Here is a 26106-nt window from a genome sequence, read left to right as displayed (position 1 = left end):
CGGCGTCGTCGAGGTACTCGGTGACATCGCGGCGCGGATCGACCACCACCGCCCGGCCGGTGCCCTCGTCACCGATCAGGTACGACGCGTGCGACAGGCACTCGATGTAGTACTGCTCGAGAATCATCGTGGTTCCTCCGTATGGGTCGATTTCGTCCTCGATATGGACAACCCTGCCACATACCCCCTAGGGTATGTCAAGTACCCCATGGGGTATCCCTTCGAACCTCGTCCCCTACCGCAGGAAGCACAGCGATGAACACTCCCGTCGACCCCGTCCCCAGGACCGCCGTCACCCCCGAAGCCGATACGCAGGTGCTGCACCGGCTGCGCCGCGCGCAGGGGCAGCTCGCCGGCGTGATCGCCATGCTCGAGTCCGGCCGCGAGTGCCGGGACGTGGTGACCCAGCTCGCCGCCGTCTCCCGGGCGCTCGACCGCGCCGGGTTCAAGATCGTTGCCGCGCAGCTTCGTCGGTGCATGCTCGACGAGGAGGACGACACGTGCCCGGACCGGCTCACCGAAGAACAGCTCGAGCGCCTCTTCCTCGCCCTGGCCTGAGGGAGACCGCCCGACGACGACGTTCGCGACGTGGTGGCGCGATCAGCGCCGTCGGGCCCTGACCACCGTGTCGTGCACGGTGACGGCGCGTCCGTCCGGGTCGGTGACCGACCGCGCGACGGCGGCCTCGGTGACGACGTCCCAGCCGTCGGGATCGAGCAGCGCCACGACGTCCGCTCCCGTGAAGAACAGCTCGGGCCGCGGCGGGCGCGGCACGGTGGTCTGCAGGTCGGAGGGGTGATGCCCGACGACCAGGAGGGTGCCGCCGGGAGCGACCGCCTCCGCGAGCCTTCGAAAGAGGACGTCGCGTTCCGGTGGCGGCAGGTGCATGTACTGCGCGGAGACCAGGTCGTACCGCCCCCGGCCCGGATCCCACGCGGTGAGGTTCTCGTGCAGCCAGGTGATGCGCCCGGCGATCTCGGCGCCGGCCCGATCCGCGTGCTCGGCGGCGCGCTGCAGGGCGACGCCGGACACGTCCACGCCGTCGACCCGCCAGCCGCGCCGCGCGAGCCAGATGGCGTCCGCGCCCTCGCCGCAGCCGACGTCGAGGGCGAGGCCGGGCTCGAGTTCGGCCGCCTCCCCCACGAGGTGACGGTTCGGCTCACCGCTCCAGAGCGCGGGACGGGAACGGTAGCGCTCGTCCCAGAGTTCTTCGTCGAGTTGGTTTTCCGGCACTGCGACTCCTTCGGTCGTCGGTACGGGTGGTCGGGCGCGTCAGTCGCGCAGCGGGAAGCCGATGCGGGACAACAGCTTGCGGGGACGAGACACCGGCGCCGGGAGCAGTTCGCCGGTTCGCTCGGGGAATTCCCGCTCGATCGCGGCCTCGATCTCGCGCACCCCGGGGTTGACCAGGGCGACCCGTCCCACGAAGACGGTCGGCACGGTCTCGTCGCCGCCGGTGACCGCACGGACCCGCCCCGCGGCCGCGCGGTCCTGCCAGATGTCGATCTCGCGGGTGTCGATGCCGCGTCGGCGCAGGGCCCGGCGCAGCCGCGAACAGAACGGGCACCCGGGTCGCCACAGCACTTCGATCCCGTCGACGAAGTCCGCCGATGTCATCTCCTCGCTCCTCTCACAGCACGTCCCGCCCAATATACCGGAGGGGGTATATTTCCTCCGGTGTTGCGCACGGTCTCGTACCGACGCGGCTCGGAAGGTCTCGAACTCGCCGATCCGCCCCGGCGGTGACTTTCGACCCTTCCCGGCCGCGGTCCACGAGCGCACGGTGAAGGCAACCGCGACCTGCTGCGGGATGGGAGGAACGTCGTGACCGCCTGGATCATCCTCGCCGCCGTGCTCCTCGTCGTGGTGATGTTCGTGTTGTCGCAGTCGGTGCACGTCGTCACCCAGTACGAGAAGGGCGTGCTCTTCCGGTTCGGCCGGCTGATCGGGGTGAAGGAACCCGGCCTGCATCTGATCATCCCGATCGTCGACCGCCTCACGAAGGTGTCGTTGCGGATCGTCACGATGCCGATCCAGTCCCAGGGAATCATCACGCGCGACAACGTCAGCGTGGACATCTCCGCAGTCGCCTATTTCCGTGTCATCGACGCCGTGAAGTCGGTCGTCGCGATCGAGAACGTCGCCGCTGCGATCGATCAGATCGCCCAGACCACGCTGCGCAGGGTGGTCGGCCGCCACACCCTCGACGAGGCGTTGTCGGAGACCGACGTCATCAACGTCCACATTCGAGAATTCCTCGACGTGTCCACCCTCGAATGGGGCGTGGAGGTGACCCTGGTGGAGTTGAAGGACATCCAGCTTCCCGACAGCATGAAACGCGCCATGGCACGTCAGGCCGAGGCCGAGCGGGAGAAGCGCGCCAAGATCATCGCGGCGGAAGGTGAGTCGATGGCGGCCGCCGCGCTCGGAGACGCCTCCGACACGATGATGGCTCACCCCCTGGCCCTGCAACTGCGCAACCTGCAGACCCTGGTGGAGCTGGGGGTCGAGAAGAACACCACCGTGGTGTTCCCGGCCCCCATGATGAGTGCCATCGGCGAACTGAAGACCTTCCTCGAACACGAAGCCACCGCGGCAGCGGCAGCGGCCGCCCAGCGCACACCGGTGGCGCCCACCTCCGGCCTCGTCGGCAACGGCACGTCGGCATCCGTCGCGGTGGCCCCCACCGCGCCGGCGCGAGGAGGGTAGGGCCAGGACGGGACTCGACGGCGGATCGGTGATCGTCCCCGGTGGCAGCCGCGGCATTGCGGTCGACGACGATGCCACCACGGGCGTGATTCTCGATCTCCGGCGGACCGGCATGCAGTGACCGCAGGTGAGCCCACTGCCTTCTTTCCGGCCCGGGGGGCGACACCCGGGTGCTTCAATGGTCGGGTGTGCAGATGGATGGCCTACTCGGGCGAGCCGATCCTCGTGGAGGATCTGCTGTTCAAGCCCGAGCATTCACTCATCGACCAGAGCCTGCACTCCCATCTCGGAGCCACCACCACCAACGGTGACGGATTCGGAATCGGCTGGTACGGAATAGGTTCCGAACCGGCGATGTTCAAGAGCATCGATCCGGCGTGGAACAACCACAACCTGCGGGAGATCGCCGGGCAGATCCGCACCCCGCTGCTGTTCGCGCACGTGCGGTCCTCGACCGGCACGCAGGTGCAGCGCAGCAATTGCCACCCGTTCCGGCACGAGGAATGGCTGTGGATGCACAACGGCGAGATCCTCGGCTTCCGGGACATCAAGCGGGAACTGATGATGGCCGTGGATCCGTCGCTGTACCCGGACATCGCGGGTACCACGGACTCCGAGGTGCTGTTCTTCCTCGCTCTCACGTTCGGTCTCCGGGACGATCCGTTCACCGCGGTCGGCCGTGCGATCGGGATGGTCGAGAAGGTCGCCCGCCACCGCGGGATCGACGATCCCGTGCAGATGACCGTGGCCACCACGGCCGGCGACACCATCTGGGTGTTCCGCTACTCCAGCGAGGGCCGGACCCGGTCGCTGTTCTACTCCACCGAGGTCGCCAAGCTCCGCGAGCTGCACCCCGAGGTGGAGATGTTCCATCGTCTGGGCATCGACGCCCGGTTCGTCGTGTCCGAACCGCTCCGCGATCTGCCGGGCGCATGGAACGAGATGCCCGAGTCCTCCGCCGCCGTGGTCGGCCCCGCGGGCAACGACATCCGGCCGTTCCGGCCGCTCGAGCCCGTCTGACGCGAGAGGTCGATGCATGAGTCTTGACAGTTCGCCGAAGGGTCCGGCGGTGGCCTCGGGTTCCGCACTGGTGCTCGCAGTACTGGCTGCGGGGCAGTTCCTGATGACGCTCGACAGCTCCGTGATGAACGTGTCGATGGCGACCGTGGCCGCGGACGTGGGCACCACCATCACCGGCATCCAGACCGCCATCACCCTCTACACCCTGGTGATGGCCAGCTTGATGATCACCGGCGGCAAGATCGGCACCATCCTCGGGCGGCGCCGCGCGTTCGGGCTCGGCCTGATCATCTACGGCGCCGGGTCGTTCGTCACCGGGATCGCGCCGAATCTCACCGTCCTCCTCATCGGCTGGTCCCTGCTCGAGGGCATCGGCGCCGCCCTGATCATGCCCGCGATCGTTTCCCTGGTCGCGGCGAACTTCCCCGCCGAACGCCGCCCCGCCGCCTACGGATTGGTGGCCGCGGCGGGTGCCGCGGCAGTCGCGGTGGGGCCGTTGCTCGGTGGGGCGGTGACCACGTTCGCGTCCTGGCGCTACGTCTTCTTCGGCGAGGTTGTCATCGTCGTCCTGATCCTGCTCGCGCTGCGTCGCGTGGAAGACATTCCACCGCAGCGGATCCGGCTCGACCTCGTCGGCTCGCTCCTGTCGGTCGCCGGCCTGGGAATGTTCGTCTACGGCGTGCTGCGCTCGAGCGAATGGGGCTGGATCCAGACCAAACCCGGCGGACCGGCGATCCTGGGACTGTCCCCCGTCATCTGGTTGCTGCTGGGTGGACTCTTCGTGCTCTACCTGTTCCTGCGGCGGGAGACGTACCTGGCGAAGACGGGCGGCGAACCGCTGGTCGACCCCGCGCTGCTGAGGAACAGTCAGCTCACCGGCGGTCTGAGCATGTTCTTCGCCCAATTCCTCATTCAGGCCGGGGTGTTCTTCTCCGTCCCCCTGTTCCTGTCTGTGGTCCTCGAACTCAGTGCGCTCGAGACGGGTGTGCGGATCCTTCCGCTGTCGATCGCTCTGGTCCTGGCCGCGGTCGGCATCCCCAAGCTGCGACCCCAGGCGAATCCCCGGCGCATCGTCCGGATCGGCCTCGGGATCATGGTCGTCGGCATCCTCATCCTCGTGGGTGGGATGGATCCCGGCGCAAATGCGGCGGTCGTGTCGATCCCGATGCTGCTGATGGGTCTCGGACTGGGTGCGCTGGCCTCCCAGCTCGGTGCGGTCACGGTGTCCGCGGTGCCGGACTCGCAGAGCGCCGAGGTCGGCGGTCTGCAGAACACGGCGACCAATCTCGGCGCGTCACTGGGGACCGCCCTGATCGGCTCCATCCTGATCGCCACCCTGACCACCTCCGTCATCGCCGGCATCGAGAACAACCCGGCCGTGCCGGAATCGGTGCAACAGCAGGCCACCACGGACATGGCTGCCGGGGTGCCGTTCCTGTCCGACACCCAGTTGGAGGGCGCCCTGGACGAGGCCGGGGTGGACGAGGCCACCGCGGATGCGATCCTCGAGGTCAACTCGGACGCGCGGCTCGAGGCCCTGCAGGTGGCCTTCGCCGTCACGGCACTGATCACCGTCGCCGCACTGTTCGGCACCGGATCGCTACCGCGCCGGCCGGTGGGCGCACGGCCCGGCGAGGGTCAGCGCAGGCCCGACGAGACCGACGACGAGCGCTGAGGCCGGAAGGCCAGGTCCCGGAGCCGCGCCCAGTCCCAGGTCGGTGCCGAGACCAGGGTTCCCGGACGGCGCCGGGGCACCCGCACCCGCAGCGCCTGCGGCTCGACGGTGCAGCGCACCGGCGTGGGCAGCATCAGCGCTTCCCCGTCCACCCCGACCGGAATCTCCGGTGCCTCCGCGTCGACGATCACCTCGGTGGCCACGCGCTGAACCAGCCCCCGGCTGTGCGTGCGGCGCAGCAGGTCGACCGCCTGCCCCGCGCCGGCTACCGAGATCGTCACCACCCCGAGCACCCCGCGATCCAGCCGGGGCCGTCGTCCCAGCCCCGCGAGGTCGTCGGTCGCGTACGGGTCGTTGCTCACCAGGACGGCCTGCGCGCCTTCCACCGTCGTGTCGCCGTCGATGCGGGCCCTCAGCCGGGTGGCGCTGTCGCGAGCGAGCAGGTCGGGCATCATCCGCAGGGCCGTCCCGGCCTTGTCGTCCCGGTATTCCGGGCTCTGCACCACGTCGGCGTAGACGCCGAACGAGGCGTTGTTGACGAACACCCGTCCCCCGATCCTGCCGAGATCGATGCGCAGTTCCACCCCGTCCCGCAGAGCGTCCAGGCCTGCGGCCGGGTCCTCCCGGTCCAGTCCCAGATCCAGCGCGAAGTGGTTCCGTGTGCCGGCGCTGATCACCAGGAACGGCAGACCGTGCTCGGCCGCGATCGCCGCCACCAGGGCCTGTGTCCCGTCGCCTCCGGCGACACCGAGCAGGTCGGCGCCCCGCTCCACCGCCTGCCGGGCCAGGGCCTCGACGTCGACGGGCCCCGGTCCCGCGAGCAGGGCTACCTCGGCACCGAGTTCCTCGGCCTTGCGTTGCAGATCGAACTTCACGACCTTGCCGCCCCCCGAACGGGGGTTCATCACCAGGAACGGGCGGTGGACCGGCGCGGCGGGGTACTCGGGCATCCCCTGCTCTGTGTCACGGCGCAGGGCCGCCCGCGCGCACGCCAAGGCGAGCAGCACCAGCGCGACCGACACCAACGCGACCCAGAGCACGCGCTCCCGCACGAACAGCACGGGCAGCGCGAGGGGGGCGACCACTGCGAGACCCAGTGACAGCGCGCGCAGCAGCCCCCGGCTCGCGAGGAACCAGTAGAGAGCCGCGACCGTCACCGCTGCCACCGTCACGCTCACCGCCAGGAGTGCGAGGGCGCCGCGCAGGCCCGCGACGATCACCGGAACGGCGGCAGCGCCGAGGACGGCGGCGAACGCCGCACGCGCCCACCATCGGCGGGAGACCGGCACCTCGTCGCCGGGAACGGCGTCCACCGGGCTCACGTCCCGGTCTTCGAGTCCGCGTCGGGCACGATCTCCGTCGGTTGCTCCCAGGTTCGTGCCGGCCGGATCAGCACCTCGAGCGCGAGCAACGCCAGCAGGGCACCGAGAACGATCCACACGACCACGAGACCGGTCGGGTACCGCCAGAACATCAGCATCACGGCGGCGATGCCGATGATCGCCAGCCGCAACGCCGTCCGGGCCCGGTAGGCCCCGGCTTCCACCTGGTTCGGTGGCCGCGGCTTACGGGACCGCTGCACCGCGTCCATGCCTCGCCCGAATCCGCGACGGACGGCGGTCGCGGAGGCTGATCCCCCGGTCAGGTACGCCCCGACCGCGATCACCAGGCCGAGGATCGCCACCGCCCGCAGTGCGGTCCGCAGCGGCACCAGCATCGTGTCGGCGATCGCCGAGGCGGCGTCCGGGGACAGCACGTCCGGGGGAATGTCGCCGAGATAGAGGGATCGGGCGACGATCAGCGCGATCGCGAGGATCAGCATCCCCACGAGCAGTGCCGTCCCGACGAACGCCAGGGCACGACGGCGACGCCCGGGCGGAGCCACGGCCACCGCGGCCACCGCGGCGGCGATCGTCAGCCACGGCAGCACATCCGACGCCGTGTCCAGAGCGCTGACCGCCCGTTGCGCCCTGATCAGCTCCGGCGACTGGAACAGTACGAACTGCTTGTCGATGTTCGGGATCTTCTCGGCGAAGGAGAATCCCCGGTCCAGCAGGCGGGCCTTGACGTTGTCGATGATCGTGCCGAGGGAGATGCTGACCGTGCCGCTCTCGTCCACCGTTACCGAGGACGGGCCGCCCTCACCGGTGACGACTGCCACCAGCCCGGTGTGCGCTGCACGGTTGGCCTGGATCCACAGATCCTCGAACTGGTCGGTCTGCACCAGCGACAGCACCGTCTCGTACACGAAGTTGCGTGCCTGCCCGGCGATCACCGGCGCGAGCCCCTCCACCGCCCGGTCCACGCGCGGCGCGTCCGCGGTCGCCGGAACGGCATCGGTCAGGGCGGTCAGCGCGTCGGACGTGAGGCCTTCGACATCGACCCGCGCGAAGATCTCGTCGGTGACCGTGCTCGCGATCTCGGTCTGCACCGCGGGATCGGAACCGAGCGGGGCCACCGTGGTGACGTACCGGTCCGTGTCGAGGATCTCGCTGCGCACGAACCGCGCCGTCACCGACGCGATCGCCAGCAGTGCGACCAGCACCGTCAGAATCGCCACCGCAGTCCAGCGCAGCGCGTGCCGCGGCGGACGCGATACGGGCGGGGGTGGCGGCGGGGCCTCGGGCGCGGCCTCTGTCCGCGCCCGCAGTGCGGCCACCTCGGCCCGCAACCGCTCCAGCTCGGCCCGCTCGGCGGTGTCGAGCGGAGCGGTGCCCGTGCCGCTGCGCGAAATGTCGCTGTCCATCGTCTTCTCTTTCCACTCGGTGACAGAGGCACGGCAGCACGGACGAAGCGTGCCCTCCGGCGGCACGAGTCCGAGATGCAGTTCGATGTGACTGTGTGAAATGTCTTGCTGTATGCCTCCTTTTCCCTCATCCGCCGGGTGAACGGACCGGGGACGCAGTTCGGGTCTGCGCCCAGGACTCGGGCTTCAGGTCGTCGACCTGCACGCCGGGACCATAGAACTCGTGAACCAGGCCGAGGACACGGGCGAGCACCTCCGCGTCCGTGAGATCGTCGCGGAGCACCATATGCAGTTGAGCCGGACTGTCGCCGGATTCCGTCGACACCACCAACCGGCAGACCCAGTCGCTCATCTCGGCCTCCCCGCGTATCTTCTTGTGCTGCGACCGGATCGAGGAATCCTCTCCGCGCTGCCGAGCATCGCCGTGTGCGCTGCTGACCGGCCTGCAGACCCCCGGCCCGCAGACCCGGGGGCGGTCAACCCAACGTCCATCCCGGGCTCCGTCCGGTTTCGTTCCATTCGCGATCCAATGCCGACAGCCTCCGCCGCACGCCGACACGATGAACTCCGTAGAGGAGCAGCAGGGCGATGCCGGAGCCCACCCCCCACACCGTGAGTGCGGCACTGACACCGGCCACGACGCCGTCCGAGCCGGTCCTGGGCGCGGCGACGGGATCACCGGTCGAATCGATCCAGATGTCGATCGTCTCGCCCGGCTTCGCGCCGAAGGGCGTCTCCACCTTCCCCGTGCGCGTTTCGTCGGTCCCGGTCGTCCACCGCGCGGTCGCTCGGTCCGGGTCCCCCGGACCCCGGGTCGCAGTGTCCGTCATCGAACTGGTGCCCGTCGGTCCCGGCTCCTCGAGGAGGATCGCCGTCACCTGGTGGCGTTCCAGGCGTTCCTCCAGCGCAAGCTGGCCGACCCGCGCGTAGGTCGCCGTCCCGTACGCGGCGGCGAGGGGCACCATGACGAGCACGAACATCGCGACGACCAGAACGAGTGCGGATTCGACTCGCTCGGATCGTCGCATCAGCGGGTTGCCGCTCCACGGAGCGCGGCGCCATAACCGGAGGGCCAGGGGCTGCTCTGCGTTCATCTCGAAACTCCTGCAGTTACTTGACTACAGTGTTCCGCCGGCGAGGGCCTGTGGCGTAGGGCACAAGGTCATCGCTCGATTCGGTTGATCAGGGACGGGGACCTGTTGGAGTCCCCTGTCTCCCGGCACGGTCTGCACCCGGTCCCGCCTACCCCGACGCAGAGGCTCTGCTCCGCCGGGCCTACACCGGTGCGAGCGGCCGGAACGGCCGGATCTCGTCCTCGCCGGGCCGGACCACGCCCGCGGAGGACTCGGGTACTTCGTTCCATGCGTCCGGCAGATCGCGCAGCGGTTCGGAGACGATGAAGCGGGTCTCGGCACCGAGCTGGTGCAGCACCTCCACCTCGGGATGCAGCTCGAGGAGCCTGGCGAGCTTGGTGGAGAAGAACAGCGATCGGCTCTTGCCTTCGCTGGAATAACGGAACACCCACATCGACTCTCCGTCCGTGGTCGCCACGGTCATCTGCACGGGATGCTCGATCGCATGGGCGTGCGCGATCTTCTCCACGTATCCGACAGCCCGGGCGACGGCAGTGAACGGGTCCTCGGTGAGACCGAACGTCAGCGCGAGATAGAACAGCATCTCGGAGTCGGTCGAGCCCTCGATGTCGGGGTAGAGCGCCGGATCCACCGCCAGCACGAGCTCGCGTTTGATCTCCCGGAACCCGTTGAGGACCCCGTTGTGCATCCACAACCAGCGCCCGTGCCGGAAGGGATGGCAGTTGCTGCGCTGGACGTGCGTCCCGGTCGAGGCCCGCACGTGTGCGAACAGCAGCGGTGTCTCCACCTGAGCGGCGAGCTCGCGCAGGTTCCGGTCGTTCCAGGCCGGATCGATGCTCTTGAACACCGCCGGCTCCGGCCCTCTCCCGTACCATCCGATGCCGAAACCGTCACCGTTGGTGGTGGTGGCTCCGAGGCGCGAATGCAGGCTCTGATCGATCAGCGAGTGCTGCGGGCGGAAGAGCAGATCCTCGGCAAGGATCGGGTCGCCGGAATATGCCATCCATCTGCACATCTCACCATTGAATCACCGCTTCGACCGCGAGCACGTCTCGAAACGGACACAGGTCGCGCCGCGTTCGTGTCGGATGCGGGCCCGGCCCGCGTACGGGCGTCTTCGTGTCGAGGACACGCGGGGGGACGGTGGGTTTCAGGGTCGGGGTGGGTTTCAAGGTCTTTATCCCCTGCGGAGACGCCGGTTGGGGTGTCATTCTCGATGTGAGTCGCCCGATATCGCGGAGGTTCGGTCCATCGCCGGAGCCGCTCACAGGAGGTGCACATCATGGATTCGTTCTGGGATTACGTGTGGTACACGATCATCGTGTTCGCGTTCGTGGCGTACCTGATCGTGCTGTTCCAGATCTTGGTCGACCTGTTCCGCGATCACACCGTTTCCGGCTTCGCCAAAGCCCTCTGGGTGATCGGGCTGGTCGTCCTCCCGTACCTGACCGCGTTCGTGTATCTGATCGCCCGGGGCCGCGGCATGGCGGAGCGGTCGATGCGTGCCCAGCAGGAGACCAAGCAGGCCACCGACGAGTACATCCGGCAGGTGGCCGGCAAGTCCCCGGCCGAGCAGATCGCCGATGCGAAGGCGCTGTACGACTCGGGAGTGATCACCCAAGCGGAGTTCGAGCAACTCAAGGCCACGGCTCTGGGACAGGCATCCGCGGGACAGACCGGAATGCAGGTCTGACAGGCCAGGACCTGCGCGGCATCCCGAAGACCCGCTCGCAGCGAGCCGGTTCCGAGATACTCGACGCATGCAGCCAGCGGCGTCGGCGGGTCGAGCACCGAAGAAGATGACCTGGATTCCGGGCGGAACCTTCTGGATGGGGTCGGAGGAGTTCTACCCCGAGGAGCGTCCGGTCCACCAGGTGAGTGTGGACGGATTCTGGATGGACATTCATCCGGTCACGGTCGCCGAGTTCCGGCGTTTCGTGAAGGACACCGGTCACGTCACCACCGCCGAGGTCGCGCCCGAACCCGCCGATTATCCCGATGCCGACCCGGCGCTGCTGGTACCCGGGTCGCTGGTGTTCACCCCGCCGGCTCGGCGCGTACCCCTCGACGACTACCGCCGGTGGTGGTCGTGGGTGCCGGGTGCGGATTGGCGGCATCCCGAGGGCCCCGGAAGTTCGGCCGGCGGCCGCGAACACCATCCGGTGACGCACGTGTCCCACTACGACGCGCTCGCCTACGCTCGGTGGGCGGGCAAGGAGCTGCCGACCGAGTCCGAGTGGGAGTTCGCGGCTCGCGGCGGCCTGGATCGGGCCCGGTTCGTGTGGGGCGACGAGTACACCCCGAAGGGGCGGTACCTGGCCAACACCTGGCAGGGCGAGTTCCCGTGGCAGAACCTCGCCGAAGACGGGTACGTCGGCACGTCTCCGGTGGGCAGCTTCCGGCCCAACGGTTACGGCCTGGTCGACGTGGCAGGCAACGTATGGGAATGGACGACGGACTACTTCACCGCTCGTCACGGGGCGGACGGACGTGACACCGCCCCCGCCACGGCGTGCTGCATTCCCGCCAACCCACGCACGCTCGCGCCGGAGACCGGTGCCGAGGCCCATCCCCGGCGGGTCATCAAGGGCGGATCGCACCTCTGCGCCCCCAATTACTGCTTGCGCTACCGGCCCGCAGCCAGGCAGGGGGAAAGCGCGGAAACCTCCACCTGTCACATCGGATTCCGCTGCATCGTGCGCGGCCGCTGAGCAGCGCCGGTCAATCGATCGAGAACCAGGCCCGCACCTGCGCCTCGTGGTCGACATAGCGTTCGCCGGAAACGTCGACGACGACCTTGTCGATCGTGCCCCCGGTGAACGGGAACGGGGACACGTAGTCCGGCGTGACCGGAGAGGCACTGTCCCGCCCGACGCAGATGCCGTCACCGACGAGGCAGAACACCCCCGGCTGGGTGACGATCTCACCGGTGGCCACCTGCTGATCGTCGACGTAGAGGGTCAGGGTGCCGGCGAAGCCCGGCATCGCCGGATCGGTGTTCTTCCCGGCGACGGCGAATTCGGCGGTGCACACGTGGGCACCGGGAGTGATGTCCCGGTCGGCGACCACGGTCTGCAGGTGTGTGCCGACCCAGTTGAAGGCATAGCGCAGACGGCAGTCCTTGACGTAGAGGCTGTGGCCGCCGGCCAGGCCGCCGTGGGCGTAGAGGACGCCCTCGGCATCGGCCGAGTCCACGTGGACTCCGGCGACGATCGTGTAGGACCGTCCGGTGATGGCGACACCGGCCGCCTCGGGGACGTCCGCGCAGTCCGGGTAGTAGACGTAGCGGTCTCGCGCTTTTCCCGGGCGGGGGCGTTCGGCGAGCACCTGTTCGAGGGCGCTGCGGTCGTCCAGCGGTAGCCCGTGGTAGCGGCCGGCGTAGTAGAACCACAGACTCTTCAGGGTTTCCAGCCGCTCGGGTTCGGCGTCGGCGAGGTTGTGCAGTTGCGCCCGGTCCTCCGCGAGGTGGTACAGCTCCCACATATCCTTGTCGAAGTGGCCCCACCCGGACAGCGGCGGATGCACGGAACAGACGAGCCACCCTTCGTGATACAGCGAGCGCTGCCCCAGCATCGCGTAGAACTGCACGGCCTTGCCCGGCGCTGCGGGATCGGTCAGCGAGGACGCGAAGCTCTCTCCCTCGAGCGGACTCTGGGTGTACCCCTTCAGGACCTCGGGCGGGGTGATGCCGAGCAACTCGTAGATCGTGGGGACGACATCGACGGCGTGGACGTACTGCGGGCGGGGCTCGGCCGAGGCGTCGATCCGCGCCGGCCACGAGAGCACGCACATGTCGGCGACGCCACCCTCGTAGCCGGCCCAGCGCTTCCAGTACGGAAACGGTGTGTCGAAGGCCCACGCCCAGCCGGTGTTGTAGTGGTTGTACGACAGCGGTGTGCCGAGCTCGTCGAGGTGCGGCAGGGTGCCCTCGGTGGTGTCGGGAACCCCGTTGAAGAACCGCCATTCGTTGAACGATCCGTTCGGCCCTCCTTCACCACTGGCACCGTTGTCGGAGACCACGACGATGAGGGTGTTGTCGAGCTCGCCGGTCGTTTCGAGCAGGTCGATCACCCGGCCGAGCTGATCGTCCGTGTAGGAGATGTAGCCGGCGAAGACCTCGGCCATCCGTACGAACAGGCGTTGCTCGTCGGCGGTGAGCGAGTCCCAGGGCCGGACGGTGTCGAGCAGCGGCCACGGCTGTCCGTCGGGTCCGGTGGTGGCCGGTTCCCCGTGCGGATTGATCGGGGAAAGCTCGGTGCTCTCGGGCAGCAACCCGAGGTCCTTCTGCCGCTGCAGTATCTCGGCACGGATGGCCTCGTAGCCCTGGTCGAACCTGCCCTTGTACCGGTCGGCCCATTCGGTGAACACGTGATGCGGGGCGTGCCCGGCCTGCGGGGCCAGGTACATGAAGAACGGTTTGTCCGGGTCGACGACCTTGGCGTCGCGGATGAATTCGATTGCCTTGTCCGCCAGGTCTTTCGACAGGTGATAGCCGTCCTCCGGGGTGCCGGGGGCGTCGATCGGATGGTTGTCGTACACCAGGTCGGGGTACCAGCTGCTCGACTCGCCGCCGAGGAAGCCGTAGAACCGCTCGAACCCGCGGCCCAACGGCCACCGGGCCTTGACCGCCGACATGTTCGTCTCGTCGCCCGGGGTCAGGTGCCACTTGCCGACGCAGTAGGTGTTCCACCCTTGCTCGGCCAGCACCTCGGAGACGAACCCGTTCTCGAAGGGAATGTGGGTGGAGATGCCCGGGAACCCGGAGCTGAACTCGGCGATGGTCGCCATGCCGTTGGTCGTCGCGTTTCGCCCGGTCAGCAGCGACGCCCGCGTCGGGGAGCACAGCGCGGTGGTGTGGAAGTTCGAGTACTTCACACCCCGGTCGGCGATGCGGCGCATGGTGGGTGCCTCGATCGGGCCCCCGAAGATGTCCATGCTGCCGTACCCGACGTCGTCCCACGCGATGATCAGGACGTTCGGGGCGCCCTCGGGCGCCTGCGCAGGCAGATACGGCGCCCAGTCCGGCACGGAGTCGCGGATGTCGACGGCGATCTTTCCGTGGTGGGTCCTTGCCATGGCGACGCTCCCGATCTCGAGCAGACCTGTCGGTCTCCGGCGTCTCGAGCGTACCGACCGTCCGAATCGCCGACCATGCAAACGGCCCGATCCGCCGAAGTTCTTCGCACGATGTCTCGGATTCGGCAGAATGTGACGACGCCGCCCCTCCGGTCGAGCCGGTCCCGGAAATCCGGTGCGGCGAGGCGAGAAGGACCCGACTCATGACGTGGATCATCTTGGTGTTCATGGGAATTCCGCTGTGGTTGGGTGTGGCAGCTCTCGTTCTGCCGCGCGGACGCCGATGGCCGGCCGACGCACCCCGCCACCGCCCTCCGCCCGCGGAGGGGGCATCGTGACCTGGGCGCTTCCGGCGATCGCCGGAATCCTGCTCGTATTCGCGGCGATCTCCGGACGGGTCGCAGGCACTTCCATCACGGCCCCGATGGTCTTCACTGTCGGCGGCCTCGTGCTGGGCGCACAGGCTGCCGGGCTGATCGACATCGAGGCCACCAGCGAAACGGTGAAACTTCTCGCCGAGGTCACCCTCGCCCTCGTGCTGTTCTCCGACGCCGCCCGCGTGGACCCGACCGCTCTACGAGCCGAAATCTCACTTCCTGCACGCCTTCTCTGTATAGGACTACCGCTGACCATCGCGGCCGGGTTCGGCGCCGCGGTGCTCGTGCTGGGCGACCTCTCCTGGCCCGAGGCGCTGCTGCTCGCCGTGCTCCTCGCGCCCACCGACGCCGCTCTCGGGCAGGCGGTGGTCACCCTGCCGATCCTGCCGTCGCGGGTGCGCCAGGGACTCAACGTCGAAAGCGGCCTCAACGACGGCATCTGCGTACCGCTGTTCCTGATCGTGCTGGCGATCGCACGCGCCGAGTCCGGGGCAATCGGCGGCGGTGCAGCCGTACGGCTGGTCACCGAGCAGATCGGCTACGGCATCGTCGCCGGGGTAGGTGCCGGAGCGGTCGCGGCGGCGGTGCTGATCCTCGCCGGGCGGCACCGCACGATCGACCCGTTGTGGGTTCAGATCGTGCCGGTGGCCGCCGCCACGCTGGCCTACACCGTCGCCGTGCCCCTCGGCGGCTCGGGATTCATCGCCGCGTTCGTCGGCGGGCTGACCTTCGGGGCGATCCGGCGCCGCGCCGAGGGGGAGGTCTCCCACCTGATCGACGAGGCCGGGGATGTGTTCAGTGCCGTCACGTTCATCGTCTTCGGGGCGGTGTTGCTCAGCCCGGCCCTCGGACACCTGTCGTGGCCGGTGCTCGCCTACGCCGTGCTGAGCCTGACCGTCGTCCGCATGGTCCCCGTCGCGCTGTCGCTGCTCGGCACCCACGCCCGCACCCCGACCCTTGCCTTCCTCGGCTGGTTCGGCCCCCGCGGACTGGCCACCATCGTCTTCGTCATCCTGATTCTCGAAGAACCCGGTGCCTTGCCCCACGAGGACCTGCTGCTGCTCACCGCCGTCGTCACCGTGGGCCTGTCGGTCCTCGCCCACGGGGTCACCGCCGCCCCCTCGCCGACCGGTACGCCGCATGGTTCCGCCGTCACCCCCGTCCCGAACAGCAGCCGGCACACGAGGCGTAGACGGCGCGGCACCGGATCTGTGTCCGGAACATCCGATCTGCCTTGCTCGGGTCCATTTCCGGCACGGTAGGTCATCGGATCGAGCGGCCTTCACCGGATCCCCTTTCCGGGCGCAGCCATCAGGTCTAGCGTCGACTCTGTCGGAAAACACCGGCAGACCGACTTGCCAGGTCGTCATCGGACTCTCCGACAAGCCGGCCATCCGAGACGAGGCGGCTCGTAGAAGAACCGCCCGTCGGACGTGGAACCCACGAACGATCTGTCGCCCTTGGTATTCCACGGACGGCAGCTCGGCAGAGGAGATGACGAGATGACCGAACAAGTCCAACAACAACTCGGCGACGACATCGACGAACTCGGTCCGGTGGACTGGATCGTGGTGGAGTTCCCGGGCAGCAGGTTCAGAGGCGAGATCGCACCCGCGCTCGACGACCTCGTCGAACGCGGAACAGTACGCGTACTGGATCTGCTGTTGCTGAAGAAGGACGCCGACGGATCGCTCGAAGCGTTCGAGCTCGCCGACCTGGACGAGAGCGAGATCGGCGCGCTCCGCTCCTACGAAGCCGAGCTGGCGATGTTGCTCAGCGAGGAGGACGTCGAAGCGGTCGCCGCGGCCGTCGAGCCCGGCAGCACCGCGGCCCTGCTGGTGTGGGAGAACCTGTGGGCCGCGCCGTTCGCATCGGCGGTACGCAGGGCCGGCGGACAGCTGGTGGCCAGCGGCCGCATCCCCGTACAAGCCCTGCTGGCCGCAATCGAGGCCGACGAACAGGAAGGAGACTGACATGCCCCTCGCAGCCAGGCGTATGCGTCGCGCCGCGGTGATCGGACCCGCGCCCGTGGCTCGTACGGCCACGACCGTCGCGACGGCGGCGGTGGTCGCTCACGGTGTCCGCCGTCGTTCCGACCGCCGGGAAGATCGACGAGAGGACCGCAGAGACCGGCGCTGACCGTGCCGACGAAACACCAACAGGCTCCCCCGACGGCGTGCGCACCGTCGTGGAGCCGCCCGGACCGCAGAGGGCCGATCGCGCCACTCCGGCCTCCACCGATCCGGCAGTGACATGGCGGCGGAATCCGCAGGTTCGGACCCTACAGCGAATGAGGCTCTCATGACTGCCACGACGTCAGCTGCGACAGCACCTCGGCCCGCCCTCGAACGGCTGCGCGAAGCCGAACACCTCGTCCTGGACCTGCCGATCATGGGCCGCATCAGCATTCCGCCACCCGAGCAGCTCGCCTACCTCGCGGGTATCGGCACCTTGGTTGCCCTCGAGCTCCTCGAATGGCCGGTTGCAGTTGCTCTCACCGCGGGTCACCTTCTGGCCGAGGCACATCACCACCGCCTCCTCCAGGGAATCGGCGAGGCGTTGGAAGAGGCATGACCTCCCGTTCGGTGAGGTGGTCCGACCGGCGTCCGGAAGGCAACGTCGGGACCGGGCCGGCGGCGCTCCCTCGGATCAGATACCTCGCCGGGCGGTGATCCGCCCCTCGGAGATCGCACCGAGGAGTGCGGCGTGGTCGCGTGTGTTCTGTTCGGCGTAGGCGATCGCGAATGCCGTGATGGCGTCGTCGAATTCGGTGCCGGAACCGAGATACTCGGCGATCGCGATGCGGTCGCCGGATCGGGCGTGCCCATACGCCAGTACCCGTCCGCACAGCCGCCCGTACAGCGTCATTCCGGTGGGAGTCATCGCCTCGACGACCGCCGAGCCCTTGCCGTCCCGCAACTGACGCAGGTAGAAATCTCGCCGGACGCCGTCCGGTCCGGGGCCCTGCTGCCAGCCGAGGAAGATGTCGCTGGCCGCCTGCATCAAACGTTGGCCGTTGACCACACGTTCGCCCTCGTTGGCAAACGTGGGCCCGTCCACGTAGTACGAGAGCACGGACCGTTGCGCCTCCTTGGCCTGCAGGAAGAGCGGGTCGTCGTCACCCGTGCCGCGCAACAGGAAGATCCAGGCCCGGGTTCCGACGCTGCCGACACCGACCACCTTGCGCGCCGCCTGCACGAACTCGAACTGTTCGAGGAGCACCCGCCGGTCCCACTGGAGCGTCGACCGATAGTCACGCAGGCGCTGGTGCAGATCCGCGTAGAGTTCGTCGGCGTCCGCGTCGGGCAGGACCTCCTCGATGGGGACGATGAGCGGCGGGGCGCTGATGATCCGGCGCCGGCCGTCGACCACCTCGGTCAACTTGGCGAGCGCTTGGACGCTGTCCCGGTGGCGCGACTTCTCGAGCGTCTTGCGCAGGCGCTTCTTCATGGAGGAGTCGAGTTCGTCGCGCAGTTCCGTGAGTTCGGTGCTGGGCTCGATGTGCGAATACCACACCGCCAGATTTCCCCGCTCCGCCTGCCGGGCAATCGTCTCGCGATACTCCGCTGCGCAGGCGCGGGCGATGCGCGCCTGCTGCTTGCCCGTGAAACCGTTGTCCCGCGCGGCGATCACGAGGCTGGTGACCAGTCGCTTGACGTCCCACTCGAACGGGCCGGGGTAGGTCTCGTCGAAGTCGTTGATGTCGAAGGTCAGCTTGCGTTCCGGGGTGGCGAAGATTCCGAAATTGCTCATGTGCGCGTCCCCGCACAGCTGGGTGAGGACGGTCGTGGTCGGCCCGCGGGACAGATCGTCCGCCATCACCAGAGCCGCACCCCGGTAGAAGGAGAACGGCGTTTCTGCCATGCGGCCGTAGCGCACCGGAACCAGCTCCGGCACCCGGGACGTCGCCTGCCGCTCCAACAGGTCGAGCGGATCGGGGCGACGGCTCGTATCGAACTCGGCGAGCGCGGACAGCGGGGTCCGGCTGCGGGCCGCCCGCCCCCGTTCCGCCCGCTCCTCCCTGGTGGGGTGTTCGACCACTGGCTCGCTTCTCGAGGTCTCGGTCATCAGGTTCTCCCTCTCACGTCTTCTTCTGCTGTTGGCGCCACTTCACGGCGGCGGTCAGGAACCGGAGGCCGAGCGCCAGGAGGACGAGGTTGCCGACCATCTGTGCGGTGACGACCGCCCGCGCGGCCTGGGTGGTGGCGACGATGTCTCCGAAACCCACTGTCGCGAAAACGGTCACGCAGAAATACAGGGCATCGATCCGTGAGAGCGGCACGTCGAACGATTCCGGAACGTTGTACGACAGGACGTGATACGCGGTCGCGTACCCGACCAGGTAGACGGCGACCGTCAGCAGCAGCGCCTCGATCGCCTGCACGGCAGGGTACGGTGACCGCAGCACCTGCCGGATCTGCCAGGCGCACACGGCGCACACCACCAGGAACCCACCGGCGAGCACTGCCACGGCCGAGACATCGTCGAAATCCTCGAACGGCAGCACGAAGTACGCGATCAACAACACGATCGTGGTGAGCGCCGGCCGCAGCACAGCCAGCCACAGCAACCGGCGGCCCCCCACCCCCGGCAGGCTCGGCCCGGCCTCACCGTCGGTCATCGGCGACGCCCCGGCCCGGCGGTGCCGCGGTCAGTAGTAGTCCCGGCGCGGATTCCACGTGGCCACCGCCCAGATGACGACCACATCGAGCGCAATGATGAGCACCGACCACCACGGGTAGTACGGCAGCCACATGAAGTTGGCGAGAATCGACAGCGACGCAAGCACGATGGCCGCCACCCTCGACCAGGTCGCGCCGGTGAACAGCGCGAAACCCACCAGAGCGATCACCGCACCGAGCACGATGTGGATCCATCCCCAGGTGGTGAAGTCGAACTTGTAGGTGTACTCGATCCCGACGACGAACAACTCGTCCTCCGCCACGGCGGCGATCCCCTGGAAGACCTGGAGGATGCCGATCGTGACGAGAATGATCGCGGCGCCCATGGAGGTACCGGCCGCCACATCGTGTTTGACACTCGTGTCCTGGGACATGCCAATCGCCTTCCCTTCGATTCGGCCCGACGTACGGTATTGTGCGCGCGCCACCGGCCGCCTCGCATAGAGTTGATGATCTTCGCCGGACCTCGACCGCCCGACGACCGGCATTCCAGGGATGCGAGAGGCCTTTGGTCACCACATCGACCGAAGCGAGGGCATTCCGGGACCGAGCGGAGCAGGATGGTGGCTGCCGGGGTCGGTCGCGTGCACCAGCCACCGAGTCGACGCGGGTGGACACGGCCCGATGGCCCCGTTCCCGGCACAGCGAAAAGAGGTATACCCGTGAACGATGCCGACATCGACGAAATAGGTCCCATCGACTATCTCGTCGTCGAGTTCCCGGCAGACCGTCAGCCCGACGGCTCGGCCCTGCCGCTGCTGCGTGACCTCGTCGCGCGCGGAATCATCCGCGTGCTCGACCTCGCCTTCGTCCGCAAGGACACCGACGGCTCGCTGAGCGGGATCGACATCTCCGAGGTCGGACTCGAGGGCGACATCGACGTGACCCTCTTCGCCGAGGCGGCCACCGGCCTGCTCGACGACACCGACCTCGGCGAGGCCGGTGCGGCTCTCGAACCGGGATGCTCGGCGGCGATCGTCGTCTACGAGAACACCTGGGCCGCACCCTTCGCGGCCGCCCTGCGCCGCAACGGAGCCCAACTCGTCGCCTCCGGCCGCATCCCGGTTCAGAGCATCCTCGCATCACTCGAGGCGCTCGACGCCCAGACCTGAACCACCGCGGCAGGATCCGATTCCGACTACGCCGAACGCCCACCCGAGGAGAACACCGTCATGCCCGGACTGCTTCGCGGGGTCGCCCGCACCGCCGTGGTGGCCGGAACCGCCACCGCTGTTTCCAACCGGGTCTCCCGGCGCCAGGGCCGGCGCTGGGCGGCGGAGGAACAGCCCCAGTACGCGCCACCACCGCCCGCCCCGGCGCCGGCCGCCGCTCCCCCCGCAGAGAGCGGCGCCGGCGGCATGGACCGGATCACCGCCCTGAAGGAACTCGCCGAACTGAAGACGCAGGGTGTGCTGACCGAGGCCGAGTTCGAGGCCGAGAAGGCCCGGATCCTCGCGTCGTAGCGGTTCCCGGAGCCGTCACTCCGCGCGCCACACCGGCGCGCGCTTCTCGGCGAACGCGCGGGCCCCTTCCTGCGCGTCCGCGGAGGCGAACACCGGCTCGACGAGTGCACGCTGCGACGCGAACGCCTCCGCGTCGGTGTACTGCACGGCCGACGCCATGATCTGCTTGGAGGCACGGACGGCGAGCGGTCCGTTGCCGCTGATGCGGGCGGCGAGCGCCCGCGCGCCGTCGAGGGCCGCGCCCGACTCGGTGAGGGTGTTGACCAGGCCGTGCGCGTGCGCCACCTCGGCGGTGAGGGGGTCACCGGTGAGCACGATCTCCATGGCGAGCTGGTAGGGCAGCACCTTGGGCAGGCGCAGCAGACCGCCGGCCGCGGCGACGAGCCCGCGTTTGACCTCGGGCAGGCCGAACTTGGCGCCCCGGGCGGCGACGACGAGGTCCGCCGAGAGGGCGAGCTCGCACCCGCCGGCGAGTGCCCAGCCCTCGACCGCGGCGATCAGCGGCTTGGTCGGCGGCCGCTCCGTGAGCCCGGCGAATCCCCGTCCGGGCAGCGAGGGCCGCTCGCCCCGGGTGAACGCCTTGAGGTCCATGCCGGCGCAGAAGGTGCCGCCGGCGCCGGTGATGATCCCGACGACCAGGTCCGGTCGCGCCTCGAACTCGTCGACGGCGGCGGCGAGCGCCTTGGCGACCTCGAGATCGACGGCGTTGCGCGCCTCGGGCCGGTTGATGGTCATGACGGCGATGCCGTCGCCGAACTCGGTCAGTACAGCGCTCACGTGGTGTCTCCTCGGGGTCCTCGGGGTTCCGGCCGGGCACGGGGCGGAACGTCCCGTCGAGTCGATCACCGGACCGGCGCCCGAGACAAAGTCCGAACGGGGTATCGACCCATAGCCGAAACCTATGTAGGGAGGCCGGGGTCATGAGGTACCCGTCACTGTTCGCGCACGGGCGGGAAGAACCCGGCCGCGGGGCGTGTTGGACCCGACCGATCGACGACGGCCACGACACGGAAGGCCACGACACGGAAGGAGGCATGCGATGTGCACATCACCCCCGGCTGCGCCGGTGCGACAGCCGATGCGGCATCCCGTCGCGGGCATCCTTCCGCCGGCCGGGCCCCGACATGCGGGGCCGCCGGCGGCACCACCCGGCAGATGCTGACCGCCGGGCGGACACCCCTCGTCCGGTGACCGCCGCTCCGACTTCGTTTACGGCACCGAGAACCCATCTGCCACAAGCGGATTCGAGACACCGCACTGGGCGGCAGCGACTCCGTCGCAAGTCCTGCGCCGCCCCGACCAGATCTGCATCCCCATCCTCGGAAGGAGGACCTGCCCGTGACCACGATGCTCACCGACCTGCTCGCCCCGTCGGACGCCACGCCGGACTGGGACCTGGCCGCGTGCCGCGGCGACGCGACCCCGGACGCCTGGTTCCCGGACCCGTCGGAGTCGTTCGACTACGCCCGCAACGTGTGTGCCCGCTGCCCCCTTGCCACCGCGTGCGCCACCTACGCCACCGAGACCCGGCAGTCCGGCATCTGGGGCGGCCGGGAGTTCCGCCGCGGCCGCGTGACCCGCGGATAAGCCCGCACGCCGCGCCCTGCGCCCCCGTCGCCGACTCCCGTGGTGACGGGGGCGCCGCGCTGTGCACGGCCCTGACACCTACCGATCGTTCAGTAAACATGTCATGCTGGCCGGCGTGGAACACATCGCACTCGCCGTGGCCGACGGCATCGCCACCATCACCCTCGACCGCCCCGACCGGCTCAACGCCTTCACCACCACGATGGAGCACGAGCTGATCGCGGCCTACGACCGCTGCGACGCCGACGATTCCGTGCGCGCCGTCGTACTCACCGGCGCCGGGCGCGCATTCTGCGCCGGCGCCGACCTCTCCGGCGGTGCCGACACGTTCGCGCAGCGGCTCGACGAGCCGAGCGACGACGCGACCGCCGACGTCCGGCGCGATGACACGGCCGCCGACGTCCGGCGCGACGGTGGCGGCCGCGTCGTGCTGCGCATGTTCGAGTGCCGCAAGCCGATCATCGCGGCGATCAACGGTCCGGCCGTCGGCGTCGGCATCACCATGACGCTCGCGGCGGATTTCCGCCTCGCCGCCGACGACGCCCGCATCGGCTTCGTGTTCAACCGCCGCGGCCTCGTCCCCGAGTCGTGCTCCACCTGGTTCCTGCCCCGCCTGGTTCCGCTGCAGACCGCCCTGGACTGGGTGTATTCGGGACGGATCTTCGACGCGGCCGAGGCCCACACGGCCGGGCTCGTCTATGCGCTGTATCCCGGGGCCGAACTGCTCGAGCGGGCGTATGCGCTGGCCCGCAGCCTCACCGAGCACTCGGCCCCGGTGTCGGTGGCGCTCTCGCGGCAGATGATGTGGCGCACGCTGGGCGCCGAGCACCCCATGGTCGCGCACCGCATCGAGACGCGCGGCATCAACCTCCGCGGCGTCGGGCGCGACGCCCGCGAGGGCATCTCTGCGTTTCTCGAGAAGCGTCCCGCGGCGTTCCCGGACAGTGTGTCCGCCGACCTGCCGGACCTGTTCCGCGACGATCTGCCCGTACCGCCGTTCCGCGGATGAACGGTCACCATTGACTGTTTAGTGGCGCGGCCCCTACGCTCGAAGCGACGAACACAGAGAGGGAACCATGACCACTCGTACCCGGCCCCCCGTCGTCGAACGCTGGCATCACATCGTCGAGCACGAGGACATGGCCGCCCTCGAGGACCTGATCGCCGACGACGCCGTGTTCTCCTCCCCCGCGGTGTTCACACCGCAGGAAGGCAAGGCCAAGACCGTCGCCTACCTGCGAGCGGCGCTCACCGTGTTCTCCGGTACGGGGTTCCGCTACGTCGACGAGTGGTACAACGACGACTCGGCGGTTCTCGAGTTCACCGCCGATCTCGACGGCATCCACGTCAACGGCATCGACCTGATCCGCTGGGACGACCGCGGCCGGATCGTCTCGTTCAAGGTCATGGCCCGCCCGCTGAAGGGCCTGCAGGCCCTCATCCCGCTCATGGCCGCCCGGCTCGGGCAGTCGTAACACCGAAATCACCAAGGAGATTCGCATGGCCCTGCCTTCGATCCTGCAAGACCGGCTGCGCCTGCCCGTCGTGGCGTCGCCGATGTTCATCGTCTCCGGTCCGGACCTGGTGATCGCCCAGTGCACCTCCGGCGTCGTCGGCTCCTTCCCCTCGCTCAACGCGCGCCCCCAGGCGATGCTGCGCGAGTGGCTCACCCGCATCACCGAGGCCCTCGCCAAGCACGACGCCAACCACCCCGAGGCGCCGTCCGCGCCCTACGCGGTCAACCTCATCGTGCACCGCTCCAACGACCGCCTCGAAGAAGACCTCGCCACGATCGTCGAGTTCGAGGTCCCGGTCGTCATCACCTCCCTCGGCGCCCGCACCGACGTCAACGACGCCATCCACTCCTACGGCGGCATCGTCCTGCACGACGTCATCAACAACACCTTCGCCCGCAAGGCCGTCGACAAGGGCGCCGACGGCCTCATCGCCGTCGCCGCCGGCGCCGGCGGCCACGCGGGCGCCCAGTCACCGTTCGCGCTGGTCCAGGAGATCCGTGAGTGGTTCGACGGCCCGCTGCTGCTGTCGGGCTCGATCGCGCACGGCCGTTCGATCCTCGCGGCGCAGGCCGCCGGCGCCGATCTCGCCTACGTCGGTTCGGCGTTCATCGCCACCGCCGAGGCCAACGCCGACGCCCGCTACAAGCAGATGATCGTCGACTCCACCGCCGCCGACATCGTCTACTCCAACCTGTTCACCGGCGTGCACGGCAACTACCTGCGCGGCAGCATCGAAGCCGCCGGGCTCGACCCGAACAACCTCGCCGTGTCCGACCCGTCGGCCATGGACTTCGGCACCGGCGAGAGTTCCGGAACCGGCGCGAAGGCGAAGGCCTGGCGCGACATCTGGGGTTCCGGGCAGGGCGTCGGCGCGGTCGACGCCGTCGTCCCCGCCGCCGAGCTCGTCGACCGGCTCGCCACCGAGTACCGCGCGGCGCGGGAGCGGCTCGCCGGCCTGTAGGCGCACCGTCCGGCTGACCGCGGTCGCCACGACCACCCCGCCGAGGAGCGCGGCGAGCATCCACGCGGTGCTCGCCGCGCCGACGGTCGTCGTCAGCACGCCCACCGTCAGCGGGGCGAACATCGCCGGCAACGAGGTGACCAGCCCGGTCGCCGCGCCGACCCGGCCCCGCACCTCGTCGGGCACCAGTTCGGCACAGCGTGCGGTCACCACCACCGACCACGACGGGGTCACCGCCAGCAGGGCGGCATAACCGGCGGCGGCGACGACCGGTGACCCCGTGGCCGCCGCGAGAACCGCCAGGACACCGAGGCCCGCCGAGAGCACGAGCAGACGGTGCGCCGGGATCCGGCGGCGGAGCCGCGGCACCGCCAGCGCCCCGAGCATGCCCCCGCCGTAGGCGACGGCGAGCGCGATCCCGACCGTCGGGGACGGCGCGCCGCTGTCGGCCAGGAGCACGACCACCACCAGACCACAGCCGTTGACCACGAACTCGGCGACGGCCGTCAGCGCCGCGGTGGTGCGGACGAACGGGTGGGCGGCGAACCACCGCACCCCGTCCCGGATGGCGGCCCACGGCCGTTCCGCGGCGGAACCGGGCACGCGCGGCGCCTGCAGCGGGGTGCGCACCCGGGCCGCGGCCGCTCCCGCCACCACGAACGACACGGCATGGCCCGCGAAGGGCAGCGCGGCACCGAGACCGTAGAGGGTCGCCGCGAGCGGCGGGCCGGCCACCCCGGTCGCGTACCCCCGCGCCTCGAAAAGCCCGTACGCCGTGCCGATCTGCTCGCGCTCGACCACCTGCGGCACAGCCGCGTCCTCGGCGAGTCCGCGCACCGCCCACCCCGCCCCGAGCACCGACACCGCGACGAGGACGGGCACCGGATGGAACAGACCGCGCCACGCGCAGCCCGCGAGCACCGCGGCGGCGGCCGCCGAGCAGGCGTCGACGGTGATCATGACGCGACGGCGATCGAAGCGGTCGACGATCCAGCCGGCCGGGACCGTCGCGGCCGTGAAGGCACCCATCGTCACGGTCGAGACCAGCCCGACCGTCGCGGCCGAACCGCTGACCGCGAGCACCCACAACATGATCGCGACGCCGTAGCCGCGGCTGCCGAGCTGCGCGACCGCCTGACCGGCGCACAGCCGCGCGAAGTCGGGGTTGCGGAGCGCACCACCGCCGGCGGACAACGGGC

26 protein-coding genes and 2 pseudogenes are annotated in these 26106 nt (G+C 69.4%); 15 read left to right on the top strand and 13 right to left on the bottom strand.

Annotated features, from left to right (window positions below):
- Positions 1-255 precede the first annotated feature (255 nt).
- Positions 256-558, top strand: a complete 303-nt coding sequence (locus AIIKEEIJ_RS18935; protein WP_006940428.1) for a metal-sensitive transcriptional regulator — start codon at positions 256-258, stop codon at positions 556-558.
- 42 nt (positions 559-600) lie between these two features.
- Here AIIKEEIJ_RS18935 and AIIKEEIJ_RS18930 read toward each other — a convergent pair whose 3' ends face one another.
- Positions 601-1233, bottom strand: coding sequence for a class I SAM-dependent methyltransferase (locus tag AIIKEEIJ_RS18930; RefSeq protein ID WP_161996336.1), 633 nt, complete (start codon positions 1231-1233; stop codon positions 601-603).
- Positions 1234-1272: 39 nt separating this feature from the next.
- Complete coding sequence (locus AIIKEEIJ_RS18925) at positions 1273-1617, bottom strand: glutaredoxin domain-containing protein (RefSeq protein WP_161996335.1); 345 nt, start codon at positions 1615-1617, stop codon at positions 1273-1275.
- 252 nt (positions 1618-1869) lie between these two features.
- On the opposite strand from AIIKEEIJ_RS18925, the gene AIIKEEIJ_RS18920 reads away from it, so the two are divergent.
- The 3 genes from AIIKEEIJ_RS18920 (at position 1870) to AIIKEEIJ_RS18910 (ending at position 5404) form a co-directional block, all read left to right on the top strand.
- Entirely contained in the window at positions 1870-2709 is an 840-nt protein-coding gene (locus tag AIIKEEIJ_RS18920; RefSeq protein WP_050036235.1) for a slipin family protein, read from the top strand.
- A 198-nt stretch (positions 2710-2907) separates the two neighbouring features.
- A complete protein-coding gene (locus tag AIIKEEIJ_RS18915) occupies positions 2908-3729 on the top strand; it encodes a class II glutamine amidotransferase (protein ID WP_006940434.1) in 822 nt (273 codons plus the stop codon).
- Positions 3730-3745: 16 nt separating this feature from the next.
- Entirely contained in the window at positions 3746-5404 is a 1659-nt protein-coding gene (locus AIIKEEIJ_RS18910; RefSeq protein ID WP_043798327.1) for an MFS transporter, read from the top strand.
- On the opposite strand, the gene AIIKEEIJ_RS18905 is transcribed toward AIIKEEIJ_RS18910, so the two are convergent.
- The 5 genes from AIIKEEIJ_RS18905 to AIIKEEIJ_RS18885 form a co-directional block, all read right to left on the bottom strand.
- Positions 5368-6726, bottom strand: a complete 1359-nt coding sequence (locus AIIKEEIJ_RS18905; RefSeq protein ID WP_043798325.1) for a diacylglycerol/lipid kinase family protein — start codon at positions 6724-6726, stop codon at positions 5368-5370. The genes AIIKEEIJ_RS18910 and AIIKEEIJ_RS18905 overlap by 37 nt on opposite strands.
- Positions 6723-8150 carry a hypothetical protein gene (locus AIIKEEIJ_RS18900; protein ID WP_161996334.1) on the bottom strand — a complete coding sequence of 476 codons (1428 nt, stop codon included), beginning with the start codon at positions 8148-8150 and terminating at the stop codon, positions 6723-6725. The genes AIIKEEIJ_RS18905 and AIIKEEIJ_RS18900 overlap by 4 nt, the downstream gene beginning before the upstream one ends.
- A 127-nt stretch (positions 8151-8277) precedes the next feature.
- Complete coding sequence (locus AIIKEEIJ_RS18895) at positions 8278-8502, bottom strand: hypothetical protein (protein WP_006940443.1); 225 nt, start codon at positions 8500-8502, stop codon at positions 8278-8280.
- A 124-nt stretch (positions 8503-8626) separates the two neighbouring features.
- Complete coding sequence (locus AIIKEEIJ_RS18890; protein ID WP_161996333.1) at positions 8627-9244, bottom strand: Rv1733c family protein; 618 nt, start codon at positions 9242-9244, stop codon at positions 8627-8629.
- A gap of 181 nt (positions 9245-9425) precedes the next feature.
- Positions 9426-10247: a class II glutamine amidotransferase gene (locus tag AIIKEEIJ_RS18885; protein WP_043798319.1), complete on the bottom strand. Its 822-nt coding sequence runs from the start codon at positions 10245-10247 to the stop codon at positions 9426-9428.
- A 279-nt stretch (positions 10248-10526) separates the two neighbouring features.
- Between AIIKEEIJ_RS18885 and AIIKEEIJ_RS18880 the strand changes: the two genes are divergently transcribed.
- The gene (locus tag AIIKEEIJ_RS18880) at positions 10527-10937 is read left to right on the top strand and encodes an SHOCT domain-containing protein (RefSeq protein ID WP_029546963.1); all 411 of its coding nucleotides are present in this window, start codon (positions 10527-10529) and stop codon (positions 10935-10937) included.
- Between the two features lie 67 nt (positions 10938-11004).
- The gene (locus tag AIIKEEIJ_RS18875; protein WP_043798316.1) at positions 11005-11955 is read left to right on the top strand and encodes a formylglycine-generating enzyme family protein; all 951 of its coding nucleotides are present in this window, start codon (positions 11005-11007) and stop codon (positions 11953-11955) included.
- A 10-nt stretch (positions 11956-11965) separates the two neighbouring features.
- Here the strand turns inward: AIIKEEIJ_RS18875 and AIIKEEIJ_RS18870 are convergent, their stop codons facing one another.
- On the bottom strand, positions 11966-14320 hold the full coding sequence (locus AIIKEEIJ_RS18870; protein ID WP_161996332.1) for a sulfatase-like hydrolase/transferase: 2355 nt from the start codon (positions 14318-14320) through the stop codon (positions 11966-11968).
- A gap of 334 nt (positions 14321-14654) precedes the next feature.
- Between AIIKEEIJ_RS18870 and AIIKEEIJ_RS18865 the strand changes: the two are divergent.
- From AIIKEEIJ_RS18865 to AIIKEEIJ_RS18855, 3 genes and pseudogenes are all read left to right on the top strand, one after another.
- Positions 14655-15889 (top strand): annotated as a pseudogene (locus AIIKEEIJ_RS18865) (cation:proton antiporter).
- Positions 15890-16199: 310 nt separating this feature from the next.
- Complete coding sequence (locus AIIKEEIJ_RS18860; RefSeq protein WP_029546959.1) at positions 16200-16670, top strand: DUF6325 family protein; 471 nt, start codon at positions 16200-16202, stop codon at positions 16668-16670.
- Between the two features lie 328 nt (positions 16671-16998).
- Complete coding sequence (locus AIIKEEIJ_RS18855; protein ID WP_006940466.1) at positions 16999-17271, top strand: hypothetical protein; 273 nt, start codon at positions 16999-17001, stop codon at positions 17269-17271.
- A 75-nt stretch (positions 17272-17346) separates the two neighbouring features.
- On the opposite strand, the gene AIIKEEIJ_RS18850 is transcribed toward AIIKEEIJ_RS18855, so the two are convergent.
- From AIIKEEIJ_RS18850 to AIIKEEIJ_RS18840, 3 genes are read right to left on the bottom strand one after another with little or no spacing between them, the layout of a single operon-like run.
- Entirely contained in the window at positions 17347-18765 is a 1419-nt protein-coding gene (locus AIIKEEIJ_RS18850) for a DUF2252 domain-containing protein (RefSeq protein WP_043798309.1), read from the bottom strand.
- 13 nt (positions 18766-18778) lie between these two features.
- Positions 18779-19318: a potassium channel family protein gene (locus tag AIIKEEIJ_RS18845; RefSeq protein ID WP_006940470.1), complete on the bottom strand. Its 540-nt coding sequence runs from the start codon at positions 19316-19318 to the stop codon at positions 18779-18781.
- A gap of 30 nt (positions 19319-19348) precedes the next feature.
- Positions 19349-19753 (bottom strand): DUF7144 family membrane protein, encoded by a 405-nt coding sequence (locus AIIKEEIJ_RS18840; RefSeq protein WP_043798307.1) that lies wholly within the window; start codon positions 19751-19753, stop codon positions 19349-19351.
- A gap of 288 nt (positions 19754-20041) precedes the next feature.
- Between AIIKEEIJ_RS18840 and AIIKEEIJ_RS18835 the strand changes: the two genes are divergently transcribed.
- Entirely contained in the window at positions 20042-20491 is a 450-nt protein-coding gene (locus AIIKEEIJ_RS18835; RefSeq protein WP_006940473.1) for a DUF6325 family protein, read from the top strand.
- 60 nt (positions 20492-20551) lie between these two features.
- Positions 20552-20842 carry an SHOCT domain-containing protein gene (locus AIIKEEIJ_RS18830; protein WP_029546956.1) on the top strand — a complete coding sequence of 97 codons (291 nt, stop codon included), beginning with the start codon at positions 20552-20554 and terminating at the stop codon, positions 20840-20842.
- Between the two features lie 15 nt (positions 20843-20857).
- On the opposite strand, the gene AIIKEEIJ_RS18825 is transcribed toward AIIKEEIJ_RS18830, so the two are convergent.
- A complete protein-coding gene (locus AIIKEEIJ_RS18825) occupies positions 20858-21619 on the bottom strand; it encodes a crotonase/enoyl-CoA hydratase family protein (RefSeq protein WP_161996331.1) in 762 nt (253 codons plus the stop codon).
- Positions 21620-22180: 561 nt separating this feature from the next.
- Here AIIKEEIJ_RS18825 and AIIKEEIJ_RS18820 point away from each other — a divergent pair.
- The 4 genes from AIIKEEIJ_RS18820 (at position 22181) to AIIKEEIJ_RS18805 (ending at position 24907) form a co-directional block, all read left to right on the top strand.
- On the top strand, positions 22181-22429 hold the full coding sequence (locus AIIKEEIJ_RS18820) for a WhiB family transcriptional regulator (protein WP_006940478.1): 249 nt from the start codon (positions 22181-22183) through the stop codon (positions 22427-22429).
- Positions 22430-22544: 115 nt separating this feature from the next.
- Positions 22545-23438, top strand: a complete 894-nt coding sequence (locus tag AIIKEEIJ_RS18815; RefSeq protein ID WP_180987034.1) for a crotonase/enoyl-CoA hydratase family protein — start codon at positions 22545-22547, stop codon at positions 23436-23438.
- A 67-nt stretch (positions 23439-23505) separates the two neighbouring features.
- Positions 23506-23904 carry a nuclear transport factor 2 family protein gene (locus AIIKEEIJ_RS18810; RefSeq protein WP_161996330.1) on the top strand — a complete coding sequence of 133 codons (399 nt, stop codon included), beginning with the start codon at positions 23506-23508 and terminating at the stop codon, positions 23902-23904.
- Positions 23905-23929: 25 nt separating this feature from the next.
- Positions 23930-24907, top strand: a complete 978-nt coding sequence (locus tag AIIKEEIJ_RS18805) for an NAD(P)H-dependent flavin oxidoreductase (RefSeq protein ID WP_006944593.1) — start codon at positions 23930-23932, stop codon at positions 24905-24907.
- 48 nt (positions 24908-24955) lie between these two features.
- Here the strand turns inward: AIIKEEIJ_RS18805 and AIIKEEIJ_RS18800 are convergent.
- Positions 24956-26101: pseudogene (locus AIIKEEIJ_RS18800) on the bottom strand (MFS transporter); the annotation flags it as partial.
- Between the last annotated feature and the right edge of the window lie 5 nt (positions 26102-26106).

Source organism: Rhodococcus sp. YH1 (assembly GCF_009939605.1).
In the GTDB taxonomy this organism is placed as follows: domain Bacteria; phylum Actinomycetota; class Actinomycetes; order Mycobacteriales; family Mycobacteriaceae; genus Rhodococcus; species Rhodococcus aetherivorans.
The sequence above is the reverse complement of the archived record's forward strand: the minus strand, read 5'-3'. Positions and strand labels throughout refer to the sequence as shown.

Excerpts from the sequence above, each read along its gene's own strand:
- AIIKEEIJ_RS18935 (WP_006940428.1), top strand. The coding sequence starts at position 256 with ATGAACACTCCCGTCGACCCCGTCCCCAGGACCGCCGTCACCCCCGAA.
- AIIKEEIJ_RS18925 (WP_161996335.1), bottom strand. The coding sequence starts at position 1,617 with ATGACATCGGCGGACTTCGTCGACGGGATCGAAGTGCTGTGGCGACCC.
- AIIKEEIJ_RS18920 (WP_050036235.1), top strand. The coding sequence starts at position 1,870 with ATGTTCGTGTTGTCGCAGTCGGTGCACGTCGTCACCCAGTACGAGAAG.
- AIIKEEIJ_RS18915 (WP_006940434.1), top strand. The coding sequence starts at position 2,908 with ATGGCCTACTCGGGCGAGCCGATCCTCGTGGAGGATCTGCTGTTCAAG.
- AIIKEEIJ_RS18910 (WP_043798327.1), top strand. The coding sequence starts at position 3,746 with ATGAGTCTTGACAGTTCGCCGAAGGGTCCGGCGGTGGCCTCGGGTTCC.
- AIIKEEIJ_RS18900 (WP_161996334.1), bottom strand. The coding sequence starts at position 8,150 with ATGGACAGCGACATTTCGCGCAGCGGCACGGGCACCGCTCCGCTCGAC.
- AIIKEEIJ_RS18895 (WP_006940443.1), bottom strand. The coding sequence starts at position 8,502 with ATGAGCGACTGGGTCTGCCGGTTGGTGGTGTCGACGGAATCCGGCGAC.
- AIIKEEIJ_RS18890 (WP_161996333.1), bottom strand. The coding sequence starts at position 9,244 with ATGAACGCAGAGCAGCCCCTGGCCCTCCGGTTATGGCGCCGCGCTCCG.
- AIIKEEIJ_RS18885 (WP_043798319.1), bottom strand. The coding sequence starts at position 10,247 with ATGGCATATTCCGGCGACCCGATCCTTGCCGAGGATCTGCTCTTCCGC.
- AIIKEEIJ_RS18880 (WP_029546963.1), top strand. The coding sequence starts at position 10,527 with ATGGATTCGTTCTGGGATTACGTGTGGTACACGATCATCGTGTTCGCG.
- AIIKEEIJ_RS18875 (WP_043798316.1), top strand. The coding sequence starts at position 11,005 with ATGCAGCCAGCGGCGTCGGCGGGTCGAGCACCGAAGAAGATGACCTGG.
- AIIKEEIJ_RS18870 (WP_161996332.1), bottom strand. The coding sequence starts at position 14,320 with ATGGCAAGGACCCACCACGGAAAGATCGCCGTCGACATCCGCGACTCC.
- AIIKEEIJ_RS18860 (WP_029546959.1), top strand. The coding sequence starts at position 16,200 with ATGACCGAACAAGTCCAACAACAACTCGGCGACGACATCGACGAACTC.
- AIIKEEIJ_RS18855 (WP_006940466.1), top strand. The coding sequence starts at position 16,999 with ATGACTGCCACGACGTCAGCTGCGACAGCACCTCGGCCCGCCCTCGAA.
- AIIKEEIJ_RS18850 (WP_043798309.1), bottom strand. The coding sequence starts at position 18,765 with ATGACCGAGACCTCGAGAAGCGAGCCAGTGGTCGAACACCCCACCAGG.
- AIIKEEIJ_RS18845 (WP_006940470.1), bottom strand. The coding sequence starts at position 19,318 with ATGACCGACGGTGAGGCCGGGCCGAGCCTGCCGGGGGTGGGGGGCCGC.
- AIIKEEIJ_RS18840 (WP_043798307.1), bottom strand. The coding sequence starts at position 19,753 with ATGTCCCAGGACACGAGTGTCAAACACGATGTGGCGGCCGGTACCTCC.
- AIIKEEIJ_RS18830 (WP_029546956.1), top strand. The coding sequence starts at position 20,552 with ATGCCCGGACTGCTTCGCGGGGTCGCCCGCACCGCCGTGGTGGCCGGA.
- AIIKEEIJ_RS18810 (WP_161996330.1), top strand. The coding sequence starts at position 23,506 with ATGACCACTCGTACCCGGCCCCCCGTCGTCGAACGCTGGCATCACATC.
- AIIKEEIJ_RS18805 (WP_006944593.1), top strand. The coding sequence starts at position 23,930 with ATGGCCCTGCCTTCGATCCTGCAAGACCGGCTGCGCCTGCCCGTCGTG.